This is a genomic window from Pseudomonas sp. NPDC089428, assembly GCF_044749325.1.
In the GTDB taxonomy this organism is placed as follows: domain Bacteria; phylum Pseudomonadota; class Gammaproteobacteria; order Pseudomonadales; family Pseudomonadaceae; genus Aquipseudomonas.
The window spans coordinates 147,990-165,233 of sequence record NZ_JBIVHT010000011.1 but is presented as its reverse complement, the minus strand read 5'-3'; the positions used below and the strand labels follow the sequence as shown (position 1 = coordinate 165,233).

Genomic DNA, 17,244 nt, shown 5'->3' with positions numbered 1-17,244 from the left:
TCATTTGCGATGGCGACGCACAGTCACCTTTCCGCCCTTACGGCGGGTCACTTTTTGTCAAACGCGACAAAAAGTAACCAAAAAACGCTGGCTCCTATCATCCGGCCCCTGCGCTGCGCTCCGGGGTTCCCTCACTCCGGCCTTGCTCCCGGGAGGACCGCGCTGAACGGCTCATCCTGGGCCGCAGCGCTTGACGGGCATCCATGCCCGTCACCTCCCTCCGCAAGACCTGCGTTCGGCCTCCTGAAGTCGCATCCGGCGTTTGCTGAACTACCGCGCGCTTAGAAGCAAAAGCAGAGCAAAAACAGAGCAAAAGCAGAGCAAAAGCAGAGCGAGAGCCAGGCAGGGCGGTTAGTGTGGGTGCACTGTAATTGCCACCAGTTTTAGCACCACCGGCCTCACCATCAGTACGCATACGAATGCCACTGGCATCGCCAGCTGATAAGCCTTCAGCACGTTGCCCAGATACTCTGGGTTCACCCCGGCATTCGCCGCTGTGATCACGAAGCACATCAGCAGCGCCATGATCGAAGACATGTAGAACGCGAACACATATGGCGTAGCGCGTGGGCCTAGTTTGCGCCGGCTGCGCGCGTGGGACAGATTGCTCATGCGATCTCCTGAAGGTTGGCTGAGGGCGCAGGTTAGCAATGCCCCAGGCCGCGGCTGTAGACCATCGGGATTGAGTTCTTTATAAAGAGATTCTTACGAATCCAAGAGCTTGCCATGGATCTGCTCAACGCCATCCGCAGCTTCGTCAAGGTGGTCGAAGCCGGCAGCATTGCCGCTGGCGCGCGTAATCTGGGCCTCAGCCCGGCGGCGGTCAGCCAGAACCTGGCGCGCCTTGAAGGGCACCTGCACGTGCGCCTGCTCAGCCGTACCACCCGCAGCATGGCCCTCACGCCTGCCGGTGCCCAGTACTATGAACGGGTCAGGCACATCGAGCGCGACCTGGCCCTTGCCGAACAAGCGATCACCACGCCCGACAGTGAGCCCCAAGGGCGGCTGTGCATCGCCTCGACGTCTGCATTCGGTCGCCACGTCCTGGCACCGCTGATCCCGGCCTTCAGTTCCCGCTATCCGCTGCTTTCGATAGAGTTGATAACGACTGATCGCAAGGTCAATCACGCCCGCGAAGACGTCGACGTCAGCCTGCGCATCACCCCGCAACTGGAAGACCAGCTACTGGCGCGGCACATCGCCCGAATCCCGTTCATCTGCTGCGCGTCACCGGGTTACATCGCCAGCAGCGGTCTACCGACCGCGCCAGAGGTGTTGCGTGATCACCGCTGCCTGGTGTTCCGTTACCCGGTGGACGGCCGATTCCTGCGTTGGGGGTTCGTGCGCGACGGCATGCGCTTCGAGGCGGAGTTTGGCACTGTATTGATCAGCGACGACATCGATGCCCTGACCCAGATGGCCCTCAATGATGGCGGAATCACCCGGTTGGCCGAGTTCATCGTCAGGCCACATCTGGCCTCGGGGGCGCTGGTGCCGCTGTTCGAATACAGCGGCAGCGGCCAGGCATATGCCCAGACCGAGCCGATGGATATCTACCTGTGCGTGGCCGACCGTTTCGCCATGACCGCTAAAGTGCGCGCATTCATGGACTACCTGCGCGATGCCTTGGGCGATACCTGGCAAGTCCGGGCATGAAAAAACCGCCACGAGGGCGGTTTTCTTGAGGCAGGTACGAATCAGAAACGGTAGGTGAGGGAAGCACCGATACCGTGAGCGCTGTTCTCGTACTTGGCCTGGTAACGGCCCTTGGTCGGGCTGGCCAGGTTGACCTTGGTGTCCTCTTCCCACAGGTAGGAGTAGGCCACGTCGATGGTCATGTCGTCGGTTGGGCTGTAACCGGCACCAATGCTGATTGCCTTGCGATCACCCGTAGGGATGCGCGGCGAGCGGTCGGTGTTGTTGGTTGGCGACTGGTCGACGGAGAAGCCGGTACGCAGCACCCACTCCTTGTTGACCTTGTAGGACGCGCCAATGGCGTGCGCCCAGGTGTCGTGCCAGTTCTGCTCCTCGCTGATGGTGCCGAACTGAGCGGCCAGCGGTGCCGGGACTTCGTTGTTGACGGTGATGTCTTTCAGGCGGCTCCAGCGGGTCCAGGTGCTGCCTGCGTACAAGGTCCACTGGTCGTCCAGCTCGTGGGTAACCGAGAAGTCCACCGACTCTGGGGTCTTGATCTTCAGGGTGGCGTCGAACTTGCTGCCGCTGAACGGCCCGATCAGGGCGTTGTTGATCTTGGTATTGCCTTCGAGCTTGTAGTCGACCATCGAATGGTAGGTCAGACCCAGGCGAGTGCGATCGGTGGCCTGAACCAGGATACCGACGTTGTAGCCGACGGCAGTGTCGTCGCCCTTGATCTTCACTTCGCCATCATTGACGCCAGGAGAGCGCGGGTTGATGGTGTTCGACCCCAGTTCGCCCTTGATCTTGTTGATGGTTGGGCCAAAACCGATCGAAACCACGTCGTTGAAGGCGTAGCTGACGGTTGGCTGGAAGGTGATGACCTCGACGTGGCTCTTCTTGCCCCAGTAGCGTGCGGCGTCGCCGCTGCCGTAGTCGGTTACCAGGCCGAACGGTACGTAGACACCGAAGCCGACGCTCCAGTGCTCATCGAGCGGCTTGACGTAGTAGCCCATCGGTACCCCTACCGTTGGCACCATGTCACCGTCGGTTTCGCCTGGCAGCGGGCTGCTGCCTGGGCCCGAGATGTCGGTCTTGGCGATGACGGCTGCGCCCCCCACGGTCACTTGCTGGCGCTTCAGGCGGGACATGCCGGCAGGGTTGCCATAAACCGTGCTGGCATCTTCGGCAGCGGAAGAACGACCCGCGAAACCTGTCCCCATGCCGCTGATGCTTTGTTCGTTGAGGGCGAAGCCGGCAGCGAACAGTTGGCTGGAAGCGAGAGCAACGGCTACGCCGAGGGAGGTTTTGAGCATTGCTTTTTTCATTATTAGAAACTCCTTGGGATCTCCGGGGCGAAAAGCTACCAACAAATCACGCGCCGCGCTATAGGCTGAATCACGGGAGATAGAGCGGTTTTGTAGGACAATCCGACCAAAATTCCCTTTTTTCCGGTATTGATGTAGGACGCTTCTTAAGACGCCTGTGGCAATTTCTGCTCAACACACAATTGCCAGGCCTGGGTGAAGTCGCGAAGGCGACCTTGAGGGTGGAAAATCTGCCGCCAGATACGTGCCAGGCCGAGCAGGTCGTCAGCCGCTGGCAAGGGCGTGGATTGCTCTTCGATGAGCATCCAGGCGATGGCGGTGGAGTAGCGCAGGTTCACCGTCAGCTCCAGGTGCGGCCCGCCGAGGAAGGCGTGCTGGCTTGCCAGGCCGCGGACCAGGCTGGCCAGTTCCGGGTCGCGGGCAAGAAAGTGGTCCCAGACGGCCTGGTGTCGGCTTTCGCCAATGCGGTAGAGGCCGTGGCCACGGCGGTCGTGCAAGGCTGAACCGAGTGCCGATTGGCTGGCCGCGATACCGAGCAGAAGGGCCTCGGCGCTGGCGCAATGACGATTCAGATAGACCAGGGTTGGTCGGATCACATACTGACACAATTCATTCGCCGCGATACCCATGATGCCCTCGAGCAGTAAAGGGCCGACGGGCGCTGGAGCTTGGCAGCTGGTGATTGGTCAGGCCCGCCGGAAGCGGTAAGGACCGCTCGAGTTGAAGTGTAGTGTGATAATCGTGGTGTAAAGGGCTGTTTTTAAATCGATTGCTGCCTGCTTCTCGGCGCTATATGCCCTGCGGCAATTAGGCCAAGAACGATCAGGCAGCTCGCGGCAGGTGCCATTCAGGCCTTGAATGCCACGATATTCGCCACTCACGCGGTGAGCGATTGGCGCGTGCGGGCGATCACTGCCTGCAGCGGTTCCGAGCGGCTGTACTGTTCGGGGTACAGGCGTTCGGTGTGGCAGGCGACGCCGTGTTCGTCCACCAGGGTGAAGCTGAAGTTGCCCTTGCGTGGGGCAGTGATCAGGCACTTCAACGGCGAGAAGGCCTGGGAGAGGGTGCCAATGGCAGCCTGAATTTGATGATGAGTTTGCATATTGTTTGGATGTTCCTGCTTTAAACACGGGGTTTATGATCCGTGCATGATAGAAACGTTCCAGTGACGCCTTTATTAAGGGACGAACGAACCTGACTGGAACAGGGCAGCCAGAGAGAGCGCAATCAATGTGTGGGCGCTGGGGCTGACTGGTAGGTACTTCAGAAGGCAGGCAGCACGCCGGGGCCAAGGTTCTAGGCCATCGGGGTGGAATCCTGATCAATCTTCCGTTTGATTCGTGCTTGAACAGCGCTGGGCTGGCGAGGGAATCATCGAGTGGGCCGGTCCTGGTTTCAGCAGCGATCGTTCGGGAGAGCGAGTGGGCTGCAAGGACGCTTTTGGCCAGAATTGACTTTCAGCTTGGGTACTAACGGAGCGAACCTTACCGAAAATGTGCGGGCATTGCAAGCGTTGTACATTTCTTGAGGCGAGCCGCGCAGTATGGCGCGTCTTTGTTCTCATGTGAAGAGGGGGCAACTGGCCTCCAACCGGCCCGATGTGCCAATTTCGTGCATCCAAACGCAGGCTTTCGGTGCACTTGTTCACATTCGAGGCGTGACTTGTAACAGCTCGGCAACAGCCCCGTTCGGGCTCGCCAATGACTTGACTGGCACCTTAAGTCAATGAAAAAAAACACTAATTTTAGCTGGTGAAAAAATCGTCAGTTTGACTGTAGGCCCCATTTCACGGGGCTTTGAGGGCTCATTGAAGGGGTTGTCCACCGAGTTATCCACAGGAACTGTGGATTGTCCCGAGCGCTTGCTCTAGGACGGGCGTGCCAGCAATTCAAAGAACTGTCCGACAATCGACAGGCATCAGCCGACCAGCCAGTCACCCACTCGAAAACGTCAAGAAAAAATCATCGAAAAAAAATTTCAATGCTCCGGAAATCGACAGGTCATGCACGAAAAAAAGGAGTAGAGTGGCGCGCCTTTCGAGTTGCCATTCTTGTTCGGTCATGAAGTTTCGCGGTAAATCCCTCGCCAGCCCCGCTGTTGCCTCGCCAGCCCCTTCGCCCAAACGGTTTTCCCTGAAAGTGGCCCTCTGGTTGCTCGACAGCCCGCGCCTGGGCGACAAGCAGCAGGTCAAGCACATCGCCGGGCACCTGCTCAAGCAGCCCGCGCGCGAAGGCGTGGTGGTGGCGCAGAGCCGGTTGGGGCAGATGCTCTGCCGCGAATGCGGCAATGCCCGGGACCGTCGCATCGGCCATGAACTGCTGCGCCAGGCGGCACGGGCCGGGGACCGGCGCGCGCAGCTGGAGTATGCGCGGCTGTTCCCGGCCGATGTGCCGGAACAGGCGCCCGACTCAGCAGACTGATAAGCTGCACACCACTCGCAATAGTGTGATCGGGGTAAGCATGGCAGTGGATCTGACCAGCATTCTGCTGGGCTTGGTGGCAGGGGCCTTGCCTTGCCTGGGTTGGGTCATGCAGATGCAGCGCCGCCAGGGCGCGCGTCAGGGCGAGCAGGCCCTGCTCGAAGAGCGCCTGGGCAGCGCGCAACTGGCTCTGGCCGGCCTGCAGGCGCAACTTGATGCCAGCCGCGACGAGGTCAGCGACCTCAGCGAAGCCAACACCGTCAAGCAGACCCAACTGGCCGCCCAGGGCCGTGAACTGGAGCTGCTGCAGATCGACCGCGACAACGCCCGTGATGCCGCCCACGCCTGGCACCTCGAACGCGCCACTCGTGAAGCCGAACTGCGTCGTCTGGAGGCCCAGACTGCGCGTCTGGAGGCCGAACTGCGAGAGCAACAGGACAGTCATCAGCAGCGCCTGGAAGACCTCCAGGAGGCCCGTGACACCTTGCGCGCCCAGTTCGCCGACCTGGCCACGAAAATCTTCGACGAGCGTGAGCAGCGCTTCGCCCAGACCAGCCAGCAGCATCTGGGCCAGTTGCTCGATCCGCTCAAGGAGCGCATCCAGGCCTTCGAGAAGCGCGTCGAGGAAAGCTACCAGCAGGAAGCCCGCGAGCGCTTCTCGTTGGGCAAGGAGCTGGAGCGCCTGCAGCAACTCAACCTGCGCCTGTCCGACGAGGCCACCAACCTCACCCAGGCACTCAAGGGCCAGAAAACCCAGGGCAACTGGGGCGAGCTGATTCTCGAGCGGGTGCTGGAACATGCCGGCCTGGAGAAAGGCCGCGAGTACCAGACCCAGGTCAGCCTGAAGAGCGCCGATGGCGAGCGCTTCCAGCCTGACGTGCTGATCATGCTGCCCGGTGACAAGCAGGTGGTGGTCGATGCCAAGGTCAGCCTTACCGCCTACCAGCAATTTGTCGGCAGCAACGACGACGCCGCACTCAAGCAGCACGTGCAATCGCTGCGCAACCACGTCAAAGGCCTGTCGAGCAAGGACTACAACCGCCTCGAAGGCTTGCACAGCCTGGATTTCGTGCTGCTGTTCGTGCCCATCGAGGCGGCCTTCTCGGCGGCCTTGCAGGCCGAGCCAAACCTGTTCCAGGAAGCCTTCGACCGGCACATCGTGATTGTCAGCCCGACCACCTTGCTGGCCACCCTGCGGGTCATCGACAGCCTGTGGAAGCAGGAGCGCCAAGGCCAGAATGCCCGCGAGATCGCCGAGCGCGCCGGGTGGCTGTACGACAAGTTCGTGCTGTTCATCCAGGACCTGGACGAACTGGGCAACCGCCTGCAACAGGTCGACAAGGCCTACGCCGCAGCGCGCAACAAACTGTGTGAAGGGCGCGGCAACCTGGTCAGCCGCAGCGAGCAGCTCAAGCTGCTCGGGGCACGCGCCAGCAAGAGCCTGCCGGCCGAGCTGCTGGAGCGAGCACTTTCGGACGAAGCACTGGCCGACGAGGCGGTTACTGAACCAGGCTCAGATGGCGATTGAGCAGGGCGCGCAAGGCTGCCGGCTTCACCGGTTTGGCCAGGTAATCCAGGCCTGCGGCATGCACGGTGGCCAAGGTTTCCTTGCTGCCGTCGGCACTGATCACCACACCGGGCACCGGCTCGCCCAGGCGCGTCCGTAGCCAGCCCATCAGCCCGGTGCCGGTATCGCCGTCGTCCAGGTGGAAGTCCACCAGCGCCAGGTGCGGGCGCATGCCCTTGGCCAGCAGCGCTTCGCATTCTGCGCGGTTGCGCGCGGTCCAGACCTGGCAGCCCCAGCGGCTGAGCAGGCTGTTCATGCCGATCAGGATGCTGTCTTCGTTGTCCACGCACAGCACCTGCAAGCCGGCCAGTGGCTGGCTCGTCGTCTCCACCGGGGCGCTCGGCGCCACTGCGGCCTGCTGGGCAATTGGTACATTGACGCGGAATACCGTGCCCTTGCCGGGCCACGAGCGCACTTCCAGCTTGTGGCCGAGCACCCGGCACAAGCCATCGGCGATCGCCAGGCCCAGGCCGAGGCCTTTTTCAGCGCGGGTCTGGTGGCTGTCCAGGCGCTTGAACTCCTGGAAAATCACCTGCAGCTTGTCGTCGGCAATACCCGGGCCACGGTCCCATACCTCCAGCCACAGATGATCCCCCTGGCGGCGCACCCCCAGCAGGATCGGGCTCTTGCCATAGCGCAGGGCATTGGTGAGGAAGTTCTGCAGCACCCGGCGCAGCAGTTTCATGTCGCTGTCGACCCGCAGGCGGCTGCCGCGCAGGCGGAACTCCAGGCCCTTTTCGGCCGCCAGCACCTTGAACTCGGCGCCTAGGGTGTCGAACAGTTCGTTGAGGGCGAAGGGTTTGGCGTCGGGGGTGATCTTGCCGTTTTCCAGGCGCGAGATGTCCAGCAGGTCGCTGATCAGCTCTTCGGCCGAGCGCAGCGAGCTGTCCATGTGCTGCACCAGTTGCTGGGCCTCTTCGTTCATGCCTTCGGCCTGTTGCGACAGGGCGGCGGAGAACAGCCGCGCGGCGTTCAGCGGCTGCATCAGGTCATGACTGACCGCAGCGAGGAAACGGGTCTTGGACTTGCTCACCGCTTCGGCCTGGCTCTTGGCTTCCGAGAGTGCCTGGTTGAGCTGCGACAACTCATGGGTACGTTCGGCCACGCGCTGCTCCAGCCTTTCGTTGGCGTCACGCAGCGCCTGCTCGGCTTCGCGGAACGGCGTGATGTCGGTGAAACTCATGACGAAGCCGCCACCGGGCATCGGGTTGCCGATCAGCTCGATCACCCGGCCGTTGGGGAACAGCCGCTCGGAAGAGTGCGCGCGCCCCTGGCGCATCCAGTGCAGGCGCCGCGCCACGTGAACTTGCGCCTCACCCGGGCCGCACAGGCCGCGCTCGGCGTTGTAGCGGATGATGTCGGCGATCGGCCGGCCAACGCTGATCAGCCCGTCGGGGTAGTTGAACAGCTCCAGGTAACGGCGGTTCCAGGCCACCAGGTGCAGGTTCTGGTCGACCACGCTGATGCCTTGGTTGATGTTCTCGATGGCACCTTGCAGCAGTGCGCGGTTGAACTGCAGCACCTCGCTGGCTTCGTCGGCGATGCGCACCACGTCCTCGAGCTGCATGTCGCGGCCCTCGATGGCGGCCTTGACCACGGCGCGGGTCGAAGAGCTGCCGAGCACGCCGGCGAGCAGGCGCTCGGTGTGTTCGATCCAGTCGCCGTCGGCGTTCTGGTTGGGGTTGAAGCCTTTGCCTTGGCGGTAGGCAAAGCGAATGAAACTCTGCCGTGCGCGTTCTTCACCAACGAAGCGCGAGGCCAGGTTGAGCAGGTCATCGATCTGCACCGCCAGCAATGGTTTGCTGCTGGGCCGGGCGCTGGTCTGCTGGCCGATGAAGCGGCCTGCCTGCCAGTGTTCCGACACGCGGGTGCGCGACAGCATCGACACCCACACGAACAAGGTGAAGTTGCCCGCCAGCGACAGCACCACGCCCTGGGTCAACGGGCTGATCGGCAGGTCGAGCGGGTTGCCGTGCAGCCAGGCCAGGCCCGGGAACAGCCCGAGCGACAGGCCCAGGCTATGGGCGATGATCGGCAGCACCAGCGTGTAGAACCACAGGAAGATGCCCGCCGCCAGGCCGGCGAACACGCCGCGGCGGTTGGCCTGCTTCCAGTACAGCGCGCCGAGCATGGCCGGGGTCAGCTGGGTGACGGCGGCAAAGGCAATCTGGCCGATGGTCGCCAGGCTCGCGGTGGAGCCGAGCAGGCGGTAGCTGACATAGGCCAGCAGCAGGATCACCACGATGGTTACCCGGCGCACCGACAGCATCCAGTGGCGGAATGCCTCGAACGGCCGCTCGGCGTTGGTGCGGCGCAGCAGCCACGGCAGCAGCATGTCGTTGGAGACCATGGTCGACAGCGCCACCGCCTCGACGATGACCATGCCGGTGGCGGCCGAAGCACCGCCGATGAAAGCCAGCAGGGCCAGGCTCGGGTGCGCCTCGGCCAGCGGCAGGCTGATGACGAAGGAATCGGAAATCACCGTTCCTGGCAGCAGCATCTGCCCGGCCAGGGCGATCGGCACCACGAACAGCGCGGCCAGCGCCAGGTACAACGGGAATACCCAGCGCGCCAGGCGCATGTCCTGGGGTTCGATGTTTTCCACCACGGTGACGTGGAACTGCCGCGGCAGGCAGATGATCGCCATCATCGCCACGGCGGTCTGCACCACCATCGACGGCCAGTTGATGGTTTCCTGCCAGTAGCTGTCCAGCTGCACCGACTGGCGCGCCTGGGTCAACAGGTCGTCGAAGCCATCGTACAGGTTGAACACCACGAACACGCCCACGGCGAGGAACGCCAGCAGCTTGATCAGTGACTCGAAGGCGATGGCCAGGACCATGCCACGGTGGTGCTCGGTGACGTCCAGGCTGCGTGTGCCGAAGACGATGGCGAACAGCGCCAGCACCAGCGACACCACCAGCGCGGTGTCCTGCACGCGGGTACCGGTGGCGTCGGCGTTGGCGCCGATCAGCAGGTTGACGCCGAGCACGATGCCTTTGAGCTGCAGGGCGATGTAAGGCAGCACGCCGACCAGGCAGATCAGCGCCACCACCACGGCCAGGGACTGCGACTTGCCGTAGCGTGCGGCGATGAAGTCGGCGATCGAGGTGATGTTCTGCTGTTTGCTGATCAGCACCATCTTCTGCAGCACCCAGGGCGCGAAGATCAGCAGCAGGATCGGCCCGAGGTAGATCGGCAGGAACGCCCAAAGCTGTTCGGCGGCCTGGCCGACTGCGCCGAAGAACGTCCAGCTGGTGCAGTACACTGCCAGCGACAGGCTGTACACCCACGCACGCAGACGCGGCGGCAACGGTGTGCTGCGGCGGTCGCCGTAGAAGGCGATGGCGAACATGACGGCCATATAGGCCAGGGCGACCACGGCGATCAGCCCGCTGGACAACGACATGAAAACTCCGGAGCAAAAAGGATAACGCGGTCCCGATCAATCAGTCTGGCACGCGGGCGGCGGTTCGTCAGCGCAGACGATGGTCGCAGCGGCGAGTCGTCGCAGGGTCAGCGTTTGCCTGTACTGGCCTCTTCGCGGGACAAGCCCGCTCCCACAGGGATCGCGCCAGATTCTAGAAACTGAGCAAGACAGTTGCTCCCACAGGAAACTACCGTGCTCAAGAGCTGCAGCGAACCTGTGGGAGCGGGCTTGTCCCGCGAAGAGGCCAGTAGTGACAACCTCAACCTCTGCGGGTGCCCAGCCAGTAAAACACCCCTGCCAGTATCACCGACATCACCAGCAGGTAGAAGATCACCCCCGGCCACCACCGCCCCAGGGCAAAGCCCACCATCACCGGCCCCAGTGCCGCCCCGAGGTTGGACAGGTTCTGCGCCCCGTAATACACCCCACGCAGGTGTTCCGGGGCAATCAGGTCGATGAACATGTACTCGGCGGGTATGACGATGATCTCACCAAGGGTGAACACCAGCATCGCCAGGCACCAGGCCATTACCGACCCGGCCATAGTGAAACCCAGCAATCCGGCAATGAACAACGCCATGCCGGCCAGCAGCCAGGGCATCAGCTGCTGGCGGCCGATGCGCCGGCCGATCAGGTACTGCAGGGCGATCACCGTGACCGCGTTGGTGGTCACCAGGTAGCCGACCAGCCGTGCTGCTTCGCTGGCGCTGCTGGTCACCACCAGGTACTGCGACAGGTAGGCGGTGAACTGGCCGAACACCACCGCGCTCAGCACGCCCCCCAGGGTAAAGCACACCAACCGGCGGTCGCGCGCCAGCCCCAGAGCCACCTGGGCGAACCCAGCACTTTGCTGCTCCTGGGCGCTGGCCTGTAACCCACGGTCGCCGAGCCGCCAGTAAGCCAGGCACATGCCCAGGCCGGTCAGCGCCGAGGCGATGAAGGGCAGGTGGTCATCGAACTCGAGCATGGCGACGCCGAGCATCGGCCCGACGGCGTAACCGATATTGCTCAGGGTGTACTTGATGGCGAACACCTCGGCCCGCTGCGCCACGGGCAGCAGCGCGCAGAAGCCGGCCTTGGCGGCAATGTCGACCACGGCCAGGGCCAGGTTGATCAGCACCAGGCAGAGGAAAAACAGCAACGCCGATCGGCTGGCAATGGCGGCCACGAAGGCCATTGCAAAGACCAGCGTGCTGGCGCTGACCAGAGTGTGATTGCGCACGGTATCGACCAGGTGCCCGCCATACAGGCTCAACAGCGAGGCAACGATCAGCGCGCCACCGATCAGCAGGCCGATCTGGCCGACCGCAAGCTGAAAGTTCTCGGCCAGGTAGACCACCAGGTAGGGCAGGGTGATGGCACGCGCCACGGTGAGGGTGAAAGTGGTGGCCAGCAGCAGGCGGACGCTGGTGGGGTAGCCTTTGAGGGCGGCGAGCATTGCCACGTCCTTGTTGTGGGTGTTTTCCGAAGCCTGAGGATATGTGAGGCCGGCGGCGGCGACCAGCGGAGGATTGACAGCCCGTCAGCCACCGGGAATACTCTGGAAAAATTCATATATATGTTTACATAACAAGACGAGAGCCGACCCATGCACCCACTGTCCGGTGATGCTCGACTGCCACGCTATCAACAGCTGCGCGATCACTTGATCGAGCAGATCGCCAACAACCGCTGGCGCCCGGGCGAGGCCATTCCGACCGAAGCGGCCCTGGCCACCGAGTTCGACATGTCCGTCGGCACGGTGCGCAAGGCCGTTGACGTGCTTGTCGCTGAAGGTGTGCTGGAGCGCCAGCAGGGCCGTGGCACCTTCATCCGTCGCCCGCAGTTCCAGTCTTCGCTGTTCCGCTTCTTCCGCTTCGAGAGCGCCACCGGCGAGCGGGTGATGCCGGAAAGCCGCATCCTCTCCATCGAGCCGGTACCGGCACCCTCGGCCGTTGCCCAGGCCCTGGGCCTGGCCGCCGAGGCCGAGGTCATTCGCATTGTCCGTACCCGTCTGCTCGGCGCCCAACCGGTGCTCGCCGAAGAGATCTGGCTGCCGCGCCAGACCTTCCAGCCGCTGCTCGACGTCGAGCTGCAAAGCAAAGGCCCGTTGCTGTACCCGATCTACGAGGAACTATGCGGCCAGGTGGTCGCCTACGCTGAAGAGACCCTGACCGCCGAAGCGGTCGACGCGGCCCATGGCCGCTTGTTGCAACTGCCGGTCGACAGCCCGGTGGTGGTGATCGAGCGCCTGGCCCGCGATTACGCCGGCAAACCTCTGGAATGGCGCCGCTCGCGCGGCCACGCGCAGCACTTCCGCTACCGCGTCGACATTCGCTGAGCCGTTAACCCGGCCGCTTCGCCTTTTACCCGTCTGCGCCGTTCTGCCACGGCGCAGTGGCTTCGCCTGCCCGGTCGCCAGCGTGCCAAACGCTTCGGCGCGCCCGGCCGGAACACACACGACTAGAAGGATAACAATCATGTTCAGCTGGTACCGCCAGATCACTTCACGGGAACGCAAGACGTTCTGGGCCTGTTTCGGTGGCTGGTCGCTCGATGCGCTGGAAGTGCAGATGTTCGGCCTGGCCATTCCCGCGCTGATCGCCGCGTTCTCCCTGACCAAGGGCGATGCCGGCTTGATCAGTGGCCTGACCCTGGTTACCTCGGCAATCGGTGGCTGGCTCGGCGGCACCCTGTCGGACCGTTATGGCCGCGTGCGAACCCTGCAGTGGATGATCCTCTGGTTCTCCTTCTTCACCTTCCTCTCGGCGTTTGTCACCGGCTTTTACCCACTGCTGTTCGTCAAGGCCATGCAGGGCTTCGGCATCGGTGGCGAGTGGGCGGCCGGCGCGGTGCTGATGGCCGAGACCATCAACCCGAAATACCGCGGCAAGGTCATGGGTACCGTGCAGAGTGCCTGGGCCGTGGGCTGGGGCCTGGCGGTGGGGCTGTTCACCCTGATCTACTCGCTGGTACCGGCCGAGTACGCCTGGCGGGTGATGTTCTTCGTCGGCCTGCTGCCTTCGCTGCTGATCATCTGGGTGCGCCGCAACGTGCCGGAGCCGGACAGCTTCCAGCGCCTGCAGAAAGACAAGGCCATCCCCGGAAGCTTCTTCAAGTCCATGGCCGGCATCTTCCGCCCCGAACTGCTGCGCGTGACCTTGCTTGGCGGTCTGCTGGGCCTGGGTGCCCATGGGGGGTACCACGCGGTGATGACCTGGCTGCCGACATTCCTCAAGACCGAACGCAACCTTTCGGTACTCAACTCTGGTGGCTACCTGGCGGTGATCATCTTCGCCTTCTGGTGTGGTTGCGTGGTCAGTGGACTGCTGATCGACCGTATCGGCCGGCGCAAGAACATCCTGCTGTTCGCCCTGTGCTGCGTGCTGACCGTGCAGGCCTATGTGTTCTTCCCGCTGAGCAACACGCAGATGCTGTTCCTCGGCTTCCCGCTGGGCTTCTTCGCCGCTGGCATCCCGGCGAGCCTGGGGGCGTTCTTCAACGAGCTGTACCCGGCTGACGTGCGCGGTGCCGGGGTCGGCTTCTGCTACAACTTCGGCCGCGTGCTGTCGGCGGTGTTCCCGTTCCTGGTGGGCCACATGAGCGAATCCATGTCGCTGGGTAGTGCGATCGGTATCGATGCCGGCATCGCCTACGGCGTGGCCATGCTCGCCGCGCTGTGCCTGCCGGAAACCCGTGGCCGCACCCTCGAGGCCACACCCGCGCCGGCAATGGCTGGCGCTGTCGCCAAGTAACCTGACTGTTCTGTGAAAACCATGCCCGACGTTCCTGCTTCACACCTGACCGCCATCGACAGCCATGCCCACGTGTTCAGCCGTGGGCTGAACCTGGCCAGCGAGCGGCGTTACGCGCCCTGCTACGATGCGCCGCTGGGCGATTACCTGGGCCAGTTGCTGGCTCATGGTTTCAGCCATGGCGTGCTGGTGCAGCCCAGCTTCCTGGGTACCGACAACCGCTACCTGCTCAGTGCCCTGCAGACCGTGCCGGAGCAACTGCGCGGGGTGGTGATGCTTGACCGGGACGTCGAGCGTGAAACGCTGCAGCAGATGGATCGGCTTGGGGTCAGGGGGGTACGCCTGAACCTCATGGGCCAGCGCCTGCCAGACCTGACCGGTGGCGAATGGCGGCCGTTGCTGGAGCGCATCGGCGAGCAGGGCTGGCACCTGGAACTGCACCGTCATGTGGCGGACATTCCGGCACTGGTGCGGGCACTCGAACCTTATGGCCTGGATATCGTGGTCGACCACTTTGGCCGGCCCGATGCCCGGCTGGGCCTGGGGCAGCCGGGCTTTGCCGAGCTGTTGACGCTGGGCGGCAAGGGCAAGGTGTGGGTCAAGGTATCGGGCATCTACCGGCTGGAAGGCTCGCCGGAGCAGAATCTGGCGTTTGCGCGTCAGGCCCTGGGGGCCCTTGAAGCGCACTATGGTGCCGAACGGCTGATGTGGGGCAGCGACTGGCCGCATACCCAGCACGAGTCATCCGTGAGCTTTACCACGGTGGTCGAGCAGTTCGAGGCCCTGGGGTGCTCGGCGGAACTGCGCCGGGCGCTGCTGGTGGATACTGCGCGGGCGCTGTTCGGCTTCGAGTGATGTGGCGCCTGTGCCGGCCTCTTCGCGGGTAAACCCGCTCCCACAGGATCTCCACCGGCTTGAACACTGTGTAGTACACAGGGTTTGAACACTGTGCAGTAACATGTGGGAGCGGGTTTATCGAGGCGTCGAACCGCCGCGAAAGGGCCGGCACAGGTGAAACACCTCTCACAGGTGCCCCACCGCCTTCACAAGCAGTGGGGCATGTTTTGATCAGAACCGGAACCGGCTGATCATCTGCTGCAACTGCCCACCCAGTCGCGCCAACTCCACGCTGGACGCCGAAGTCTGCTGACTGGCCTCGGCGGTCTGTTCGGAAATATCCCGCACCGTCACCACGCTGCGGCTGATTTCTTCAGCCACCGCACTCTGCTGCTCCGAAGCCGCGGCAATCTGCTGGTTCATCAGCTGGATCCCCGACACACGCTGGGTAATCCCCTCCAGCGCCACCCCGGCCTCACGCACCAGCGCCACGCTGCTTTCGGTCAGGCTCTGGCTCTGCTCCATCAACTCGCTCACCGACCGGGTGCCTTCCTCAAGGCTGCTGATTGCCGACTCGATCTCCAGTGTGGATGCCTGAGTACGCTGTGCCAGGCTGCGCACTTCATCGGCCACCACGGCAAACCCCCGGCCAGCTTCACCGGCCCGTGCCGCTTCGATGGCGGCATTGAGCGCCAGCAGGTTGGTCTGCTCGGCCACGGCCTTGATCACGTCCATGACCTTGCCGATCCGCTGGCTTTCGCTGCGCAGGGCATCCATGGCTTCGCCAGTGGCATCCACCTGGCTGGCCAGGCGGCTGATCTGGACCACGGCGCGGTTGACCACGCTGTCGCCTTCACGGGCTTCCTCGTCGGTGGCGCTGGCGGCCTCGGAGGCTTCGCCGGCATTGCGCGCCACCTCGTGCACGGTGGCGGCCATTTCCTGCATGGCCGTGGCCACCTGGTCGGTTTCCACTTTCTGGTTGTTGGCGCCGGCGCTGGTCTGCTCGGTGATCGCCGAGAGTTCCTCGGTGGCGCTGGCTATCTGCGAAATGCCATCGCGCACCTGGGCGATCAGCTCACGCAGGTTGCGGGTCATGCCCTGCAGGGCGTTCTGCAACTGGCCGACTTCGTCACGCCGGCGGCTGGCCGGTTGTTCGCTGAGGTCACCGGCGGCCACCTGCTCCATGGCGCTCAGTGCCTGGCGCAGCGGCTGGCTGATCTGCCGGGCAATCACCACGGCCGCCAGGGCACCGATCAGCAAGGCGAGCAGGGTGGTGGCAATTTGCAGGGTTCTGGCGAAATGGCTGTCTTTGGCGACCAGCATGGCCTGGTCATCGAGCAGTTGGCCAATGACGCCGTTGAGGGTTTCGATGTCCTTGGCCATGGCCGCGCGGTAGCCGACCAGGTTGCTGACCTCGCCACGGAACGCTTCGACAGCCGCGGCATAAGCCTGTACTTGCTGCTGCAGTTGCTGGAACTGCTGTGGGAAGTTGCCATTGAAGCGAGCGACCAGCCCAGGCAGATCGTTCACCGTGGTGGCGATCTGGGAGTTCATCAGCTTTTCGGTCTCGGCGTTGGTGTTACCCGTGTAGCCGCGAACGTGGTAGCGCAGCAGAATCAGGTTTTCGCGGATCTGGTTGATCGCCTCGCTACGCACAAATCGCTGCTCGGCGTCGGGCAAGGCACGTACCTGGTTGCGAATCTGCTCGATGCTGGCGAACGACTGGGTGGCCAGCACACCCATTTCCTTCTGCGCTGCGCGCATCTTTTCATAGGCACGGAAACTGGCGGCCTGGTTGGCGCTGTAGCCCTGCAGTGCCTGGTCGGCGGTATCGATCAGCGCCTGGCTCTGCGCCCTGATCATCACTTCGCGCAGCTTGGCCAACGTGGGCTTGAACGCCTCCAGCGCGGCCTGCAACTGTTTGCTTTCGGCGGGCGCACCATTGGCCATGGCGTGACGCAGGCGCGCTTCGCGCAAGTCGCCCAGGGCATCGTTGAGGCGCGAAACATCGCTCACCACCTCGCTGCGCCGCACCAGGTTGCCCAGGCCATCCCAGCTGATCAACGATTGCGCCAATGTCAGGCACAGCACCAGGCCGAAACCGAGGAAGAGTTTGTGGGCGATCTTGAGGTCGCCGAACCAGGTAAACATTACTGCCGAGCTCCTTTTCTTATGCGTTGGAGGAGACCTGAGGTCTGTTCCTTCTGTCAGATATAGTCATCTATATGAATTATCGGCGCGTGTAACAAAATCTGAACAGTGCTTTTGATGAAATTGGTGTCACGGTGATATC

12 protein-coding genes and 2 pseudogenes are annotated in these 17,244 nt (G+C 63.2%); 6 read left to right on the top strand and 8 right to left on the bottom strand.

Annotation, left to right across the window (positions count from 1 at the left end; genetic code table 11):
- Positions 1-351: 351 nt before the first annotated feature.
- Positions 352-612, bottom strand: coding sequence for a DUF2798 domain-containing protein (locus ACIPZ5_RS20110; RefSeq protein ID WP_343598875.1), 261 nt, complete (start codon positions 610-612; stop codon positions 352-354).
- A gap of 114 nt (positions 613-726) precedes the next feature.
- Between ACIPZ5_RS20110 and ACIPZ5_RS20105 the strand changes: the two genes are divergently transcribed.
- Positions 727-1,656, top strand: a complete 930-nt coding sequence (locus tag ACIPZ5_RS20105; protein WP_400810270.1) for a LysR family transcriptional regulator — start codon at positions 727-729, stop codon at positions 1,654-1,656.
- A 41-nt stretch (positions 1,657-1,697) separates the two neighbouring features.
- On the opposite strand, the gene ACIPZ5_RS20100 is transcribed toward ACIPZ5_RS20105, so the two are convergent.
- The 3 genes from ACIPZ5_RS20100 to ACIPZ5_RS20090 all read right to left on the bottom strand — a co-directional run bounded on the left by ACIPZ5_RS20100 (position 1,698) and on the right by ACIPZ5_RS20090 (position 4,065).
- Positions 1,698-2,963 carry an OmpP1/FadL family transporter gene (locus tag ACIPZ5_RS20100; protein ID WP_261941205.1) on the bottom strand — a complete coding sequence of 422 codons (1,266 nt, stop codon included), beginning with the start codon at positions 2,961-2,963 and terminating at the stop codon, positions 1,698-1,700.
- A 146-nt stretch (positions 2,964-3,109) separates the two neighbouring features.
- Complete coding sequence (locus ACIPZ5_RS20095; protein ID WP_085675364.1) at positions 3,110-3,592, bottom strand: hypothetical protein; 483 nt, start codon at positions 3,590-3,592, stop codon at positions 3,110-3,112.
- Positions 3,593-3,840: 248 nt separating this feature from the next.
- On the bottom strand, positions 3,841-4,065 hold the full coding sequence (locus ACIPZ5_RS20090) for a hypothetical protein (protein ID WP_012313162.1): 225 nt from the start codon (positions 4,063-4,065) through the stop codon (positions 3,841-3,843).
- Between the two features lie 958 nt (positions 4,066-5,023).
- Here ACIPZ5_RS20090 and ACIPZ5_RS20085 point away from each other — a divergent pair.
- Both ACIPZ5_RS20085 and rmuC read left to right on the top strand, forming a co-directional pair.
- A pseudogene (locus ACIPZ5_RS20085) lies at positions 5,024-5,365 on the top strand (sel1 repeat family protein); the annotation flags it as partial.
- 172 nt (positions 5,366-5,537) lie between these two features.
- Positions 5,538-6,911 (top strand): DNA recombination protein RmuC, encoded by a 1,374-nt coding sequence (rmuC, locus tag ACIPZ5_RS20080; RefSeq protein WP_261944349.1) that lies wholly within the window; start codon positions 5,538-5,540, stop codon positions 6,909-6,911.
- On the opposite strand, the gene ACIPZ5_RS20075 is transcribed toward rmuC, so the two are convergent.
- Together ACIPZ5_RS20075 and ACIPZ5_RS20070 are read right to left on the bottom strand one after the other, a co-directional pair.
- Positions 6,883-10,359: a hybrid sensor histidine kinase/response regulator gene (locus tag ACIPZ5_RS20075; RefSeq protein ID WP_261941203.1), complete on the bottom strand. Its 3,477-nt coding sequence runs from the start codon at positions 10,357-10,359 to the stop codon at positions 6,883-6,885. The genes rmuC and ACIPZ5_RS20075 overlap by 29 nt on opposite strands.
- 280 nt (positions 10,360-10,639) lie before the next feature.
- Positions 10,640-11,818, bottom strand: a complete 1,179-nt coding sequence (locus tag ACIPZ5_RS20070) for an MFS transporter (protein WP_400810267.1) — start codon at positions 11,816-11,818, stop codon at positions 10,640-10,642.
- Between the two features lie 150 nt (positions 11,819-11,968).
- Between ACIPZ5_RS20070 and ACIPZ5_RS20065 the strand changes: the two genes are divergently transcribed.
- The 3 genes from ACIPZ5_RS20065 (at position 11,969) to ACIPZ5_RS20055 (ending at position 14,969) form a co-directional block, all read left to right on the top strand.
- Entirely contained in the window at positions 11,969-12,700 is a 732-nt protein-coding gene (locus ACIPZ5_RS20065; RefSeq protein ID WP_343598889.1) for a GntR family transcriptional regulator, read from the top strand.
- A 139-nt stretch (positions 12,701-12,839) separates the two neighbouring features.
- Complete coding sequence (locus ACIPZ5_RS20060; RefSeq protein ID WP_261941200.1) at positions 12,840-14,114, top strand: MFS transporter; 1,275 nt, start codon at positions 12,840-12,842, stop codon at positions 14,112-14,114.
- 21 nt (positions 14,115-14,135) lie between these two features.
- The gene (locus ACIPZ5_RS20055) at positions 14,136-14,969 is read left to right on the top strand and encodes an amidohydrolase family protein (protein ID WP_400810266.1); all 834 of its coding nucleotides are present in this window, start codon (positions 14,136-14,138) and stop codon (positions 14,967-14,969) included.
- Between the two features lie 213 nt (positions 14,970-15,182).
- Here ACIPZ5_RS20055 and ACIPZ5_RS20050 read toward each other — a convergent pair whose 3' ends face one another.
- Positions 15,183-16,046, bottom strand: coding sequence for a methyl-accepting chemotaxis protein (locus ACIPZ5_RS20050; RefSeq protein WP_400810274.1), 864 nt, complete (start codon positions 16,044-16,046; stop codon positions 15,183-15,185).
- A pseudogene (locus tag ACIPZ5_RS20045) lies at positions 16,038-17,102 on the bottom strand (methyl-accepting chemotaxis protein); the annotation flags it as partial. The gene ACIPZ5_RS20050 and the pseudogene ACIPZ5_RS20045, both read right to left, overlap by 9 nt.
- Between the last annotated feature and the right edge of the window lie 142 nt (positions 17,103-17,244).

Bases quoted from the DNA above. Each gene is read 5' to 3' on its own strand.
- ACIPZ5_RS20110 (WP_343598875.1), bottom strand. From the start codon at position 612: ATGAGCAATCTGTCCCACGCGCGCAGCCGGCGCAAACTAGGCCCACGC.
- ACIPZ5_RS20105 (WP_400810270.1), top strand. From the start codon at position 727: ATGGATCTGCTCAACGCCATCCGCAGCTTCGTCAAGGTGGTCGAAGCC.
- ACIPZ5_RS20100 (WP_261941205.1), bottom strand. From the start codon at position 2,963: ATGAAAAAAGCAATGCTCAAAACCTCCCTCGGCGTAGCCGTTGCTCTC.
- ACIPZ5_RS20095 (WP_085675364.1), bottom strand. From the start codon at position 3,592: ATGGGTATCGCGGCGAATGAATTGTGTCAGTATGTGATCCGACCAACC.
- ACIPZ5_RS20090 (WP_012313162.1), bottom strand. From the start codon at position 4,065: ATGCAAACTCATCATCAAATTCAGGCTGCCATTGGCACCCTCTCCCAG.
- ACIPZ5_RS20075 (WP_261941203.1), bottom strand. From the start codon at position 10,359: ATGTCGTTGTCCAGCGGGCTGATCGCCGTGGTCGCCCTGGCCTATATG.
- ACIPZ5_RS20070 (WP_400810267.1), bottom strand. From the start codon at position 11,818: ATGCTCGCCGCCCTCAAAGGCTACCCCACCAGCGTCCGCCTGCTGCTG.
- ACIPZ5_RS20065 (WP_343598889.1), top strand. From the start codon at position 11,969: ATGCACCCACTGTCCGGTGATGCTCGACTGCCACGCTATCAACAGCTG.
- ACIPZ5_RS20060 (WP_261941200.1), top strand. From the start codon at position 12,840: ATGTTCAGCTGGTACCGCCAGATCACTTCACGGGAACGCAAGACGTTC.
- ACIPZ5_RS20055 (WP_400810266.1), top strand. From the start codon at position 14,136: ATGCCCGACGTTCCTGCTTCACACCTGACCGCCATCGACAGCCATGCC.
- ACIPZ5_RS20050 (WP_400810274.1), bottom strand. From the start codon at position 16,046: ATGACCCGCAACCTGCGTGAGCTGATCGCCCAGGTGCGCGATGGCATT.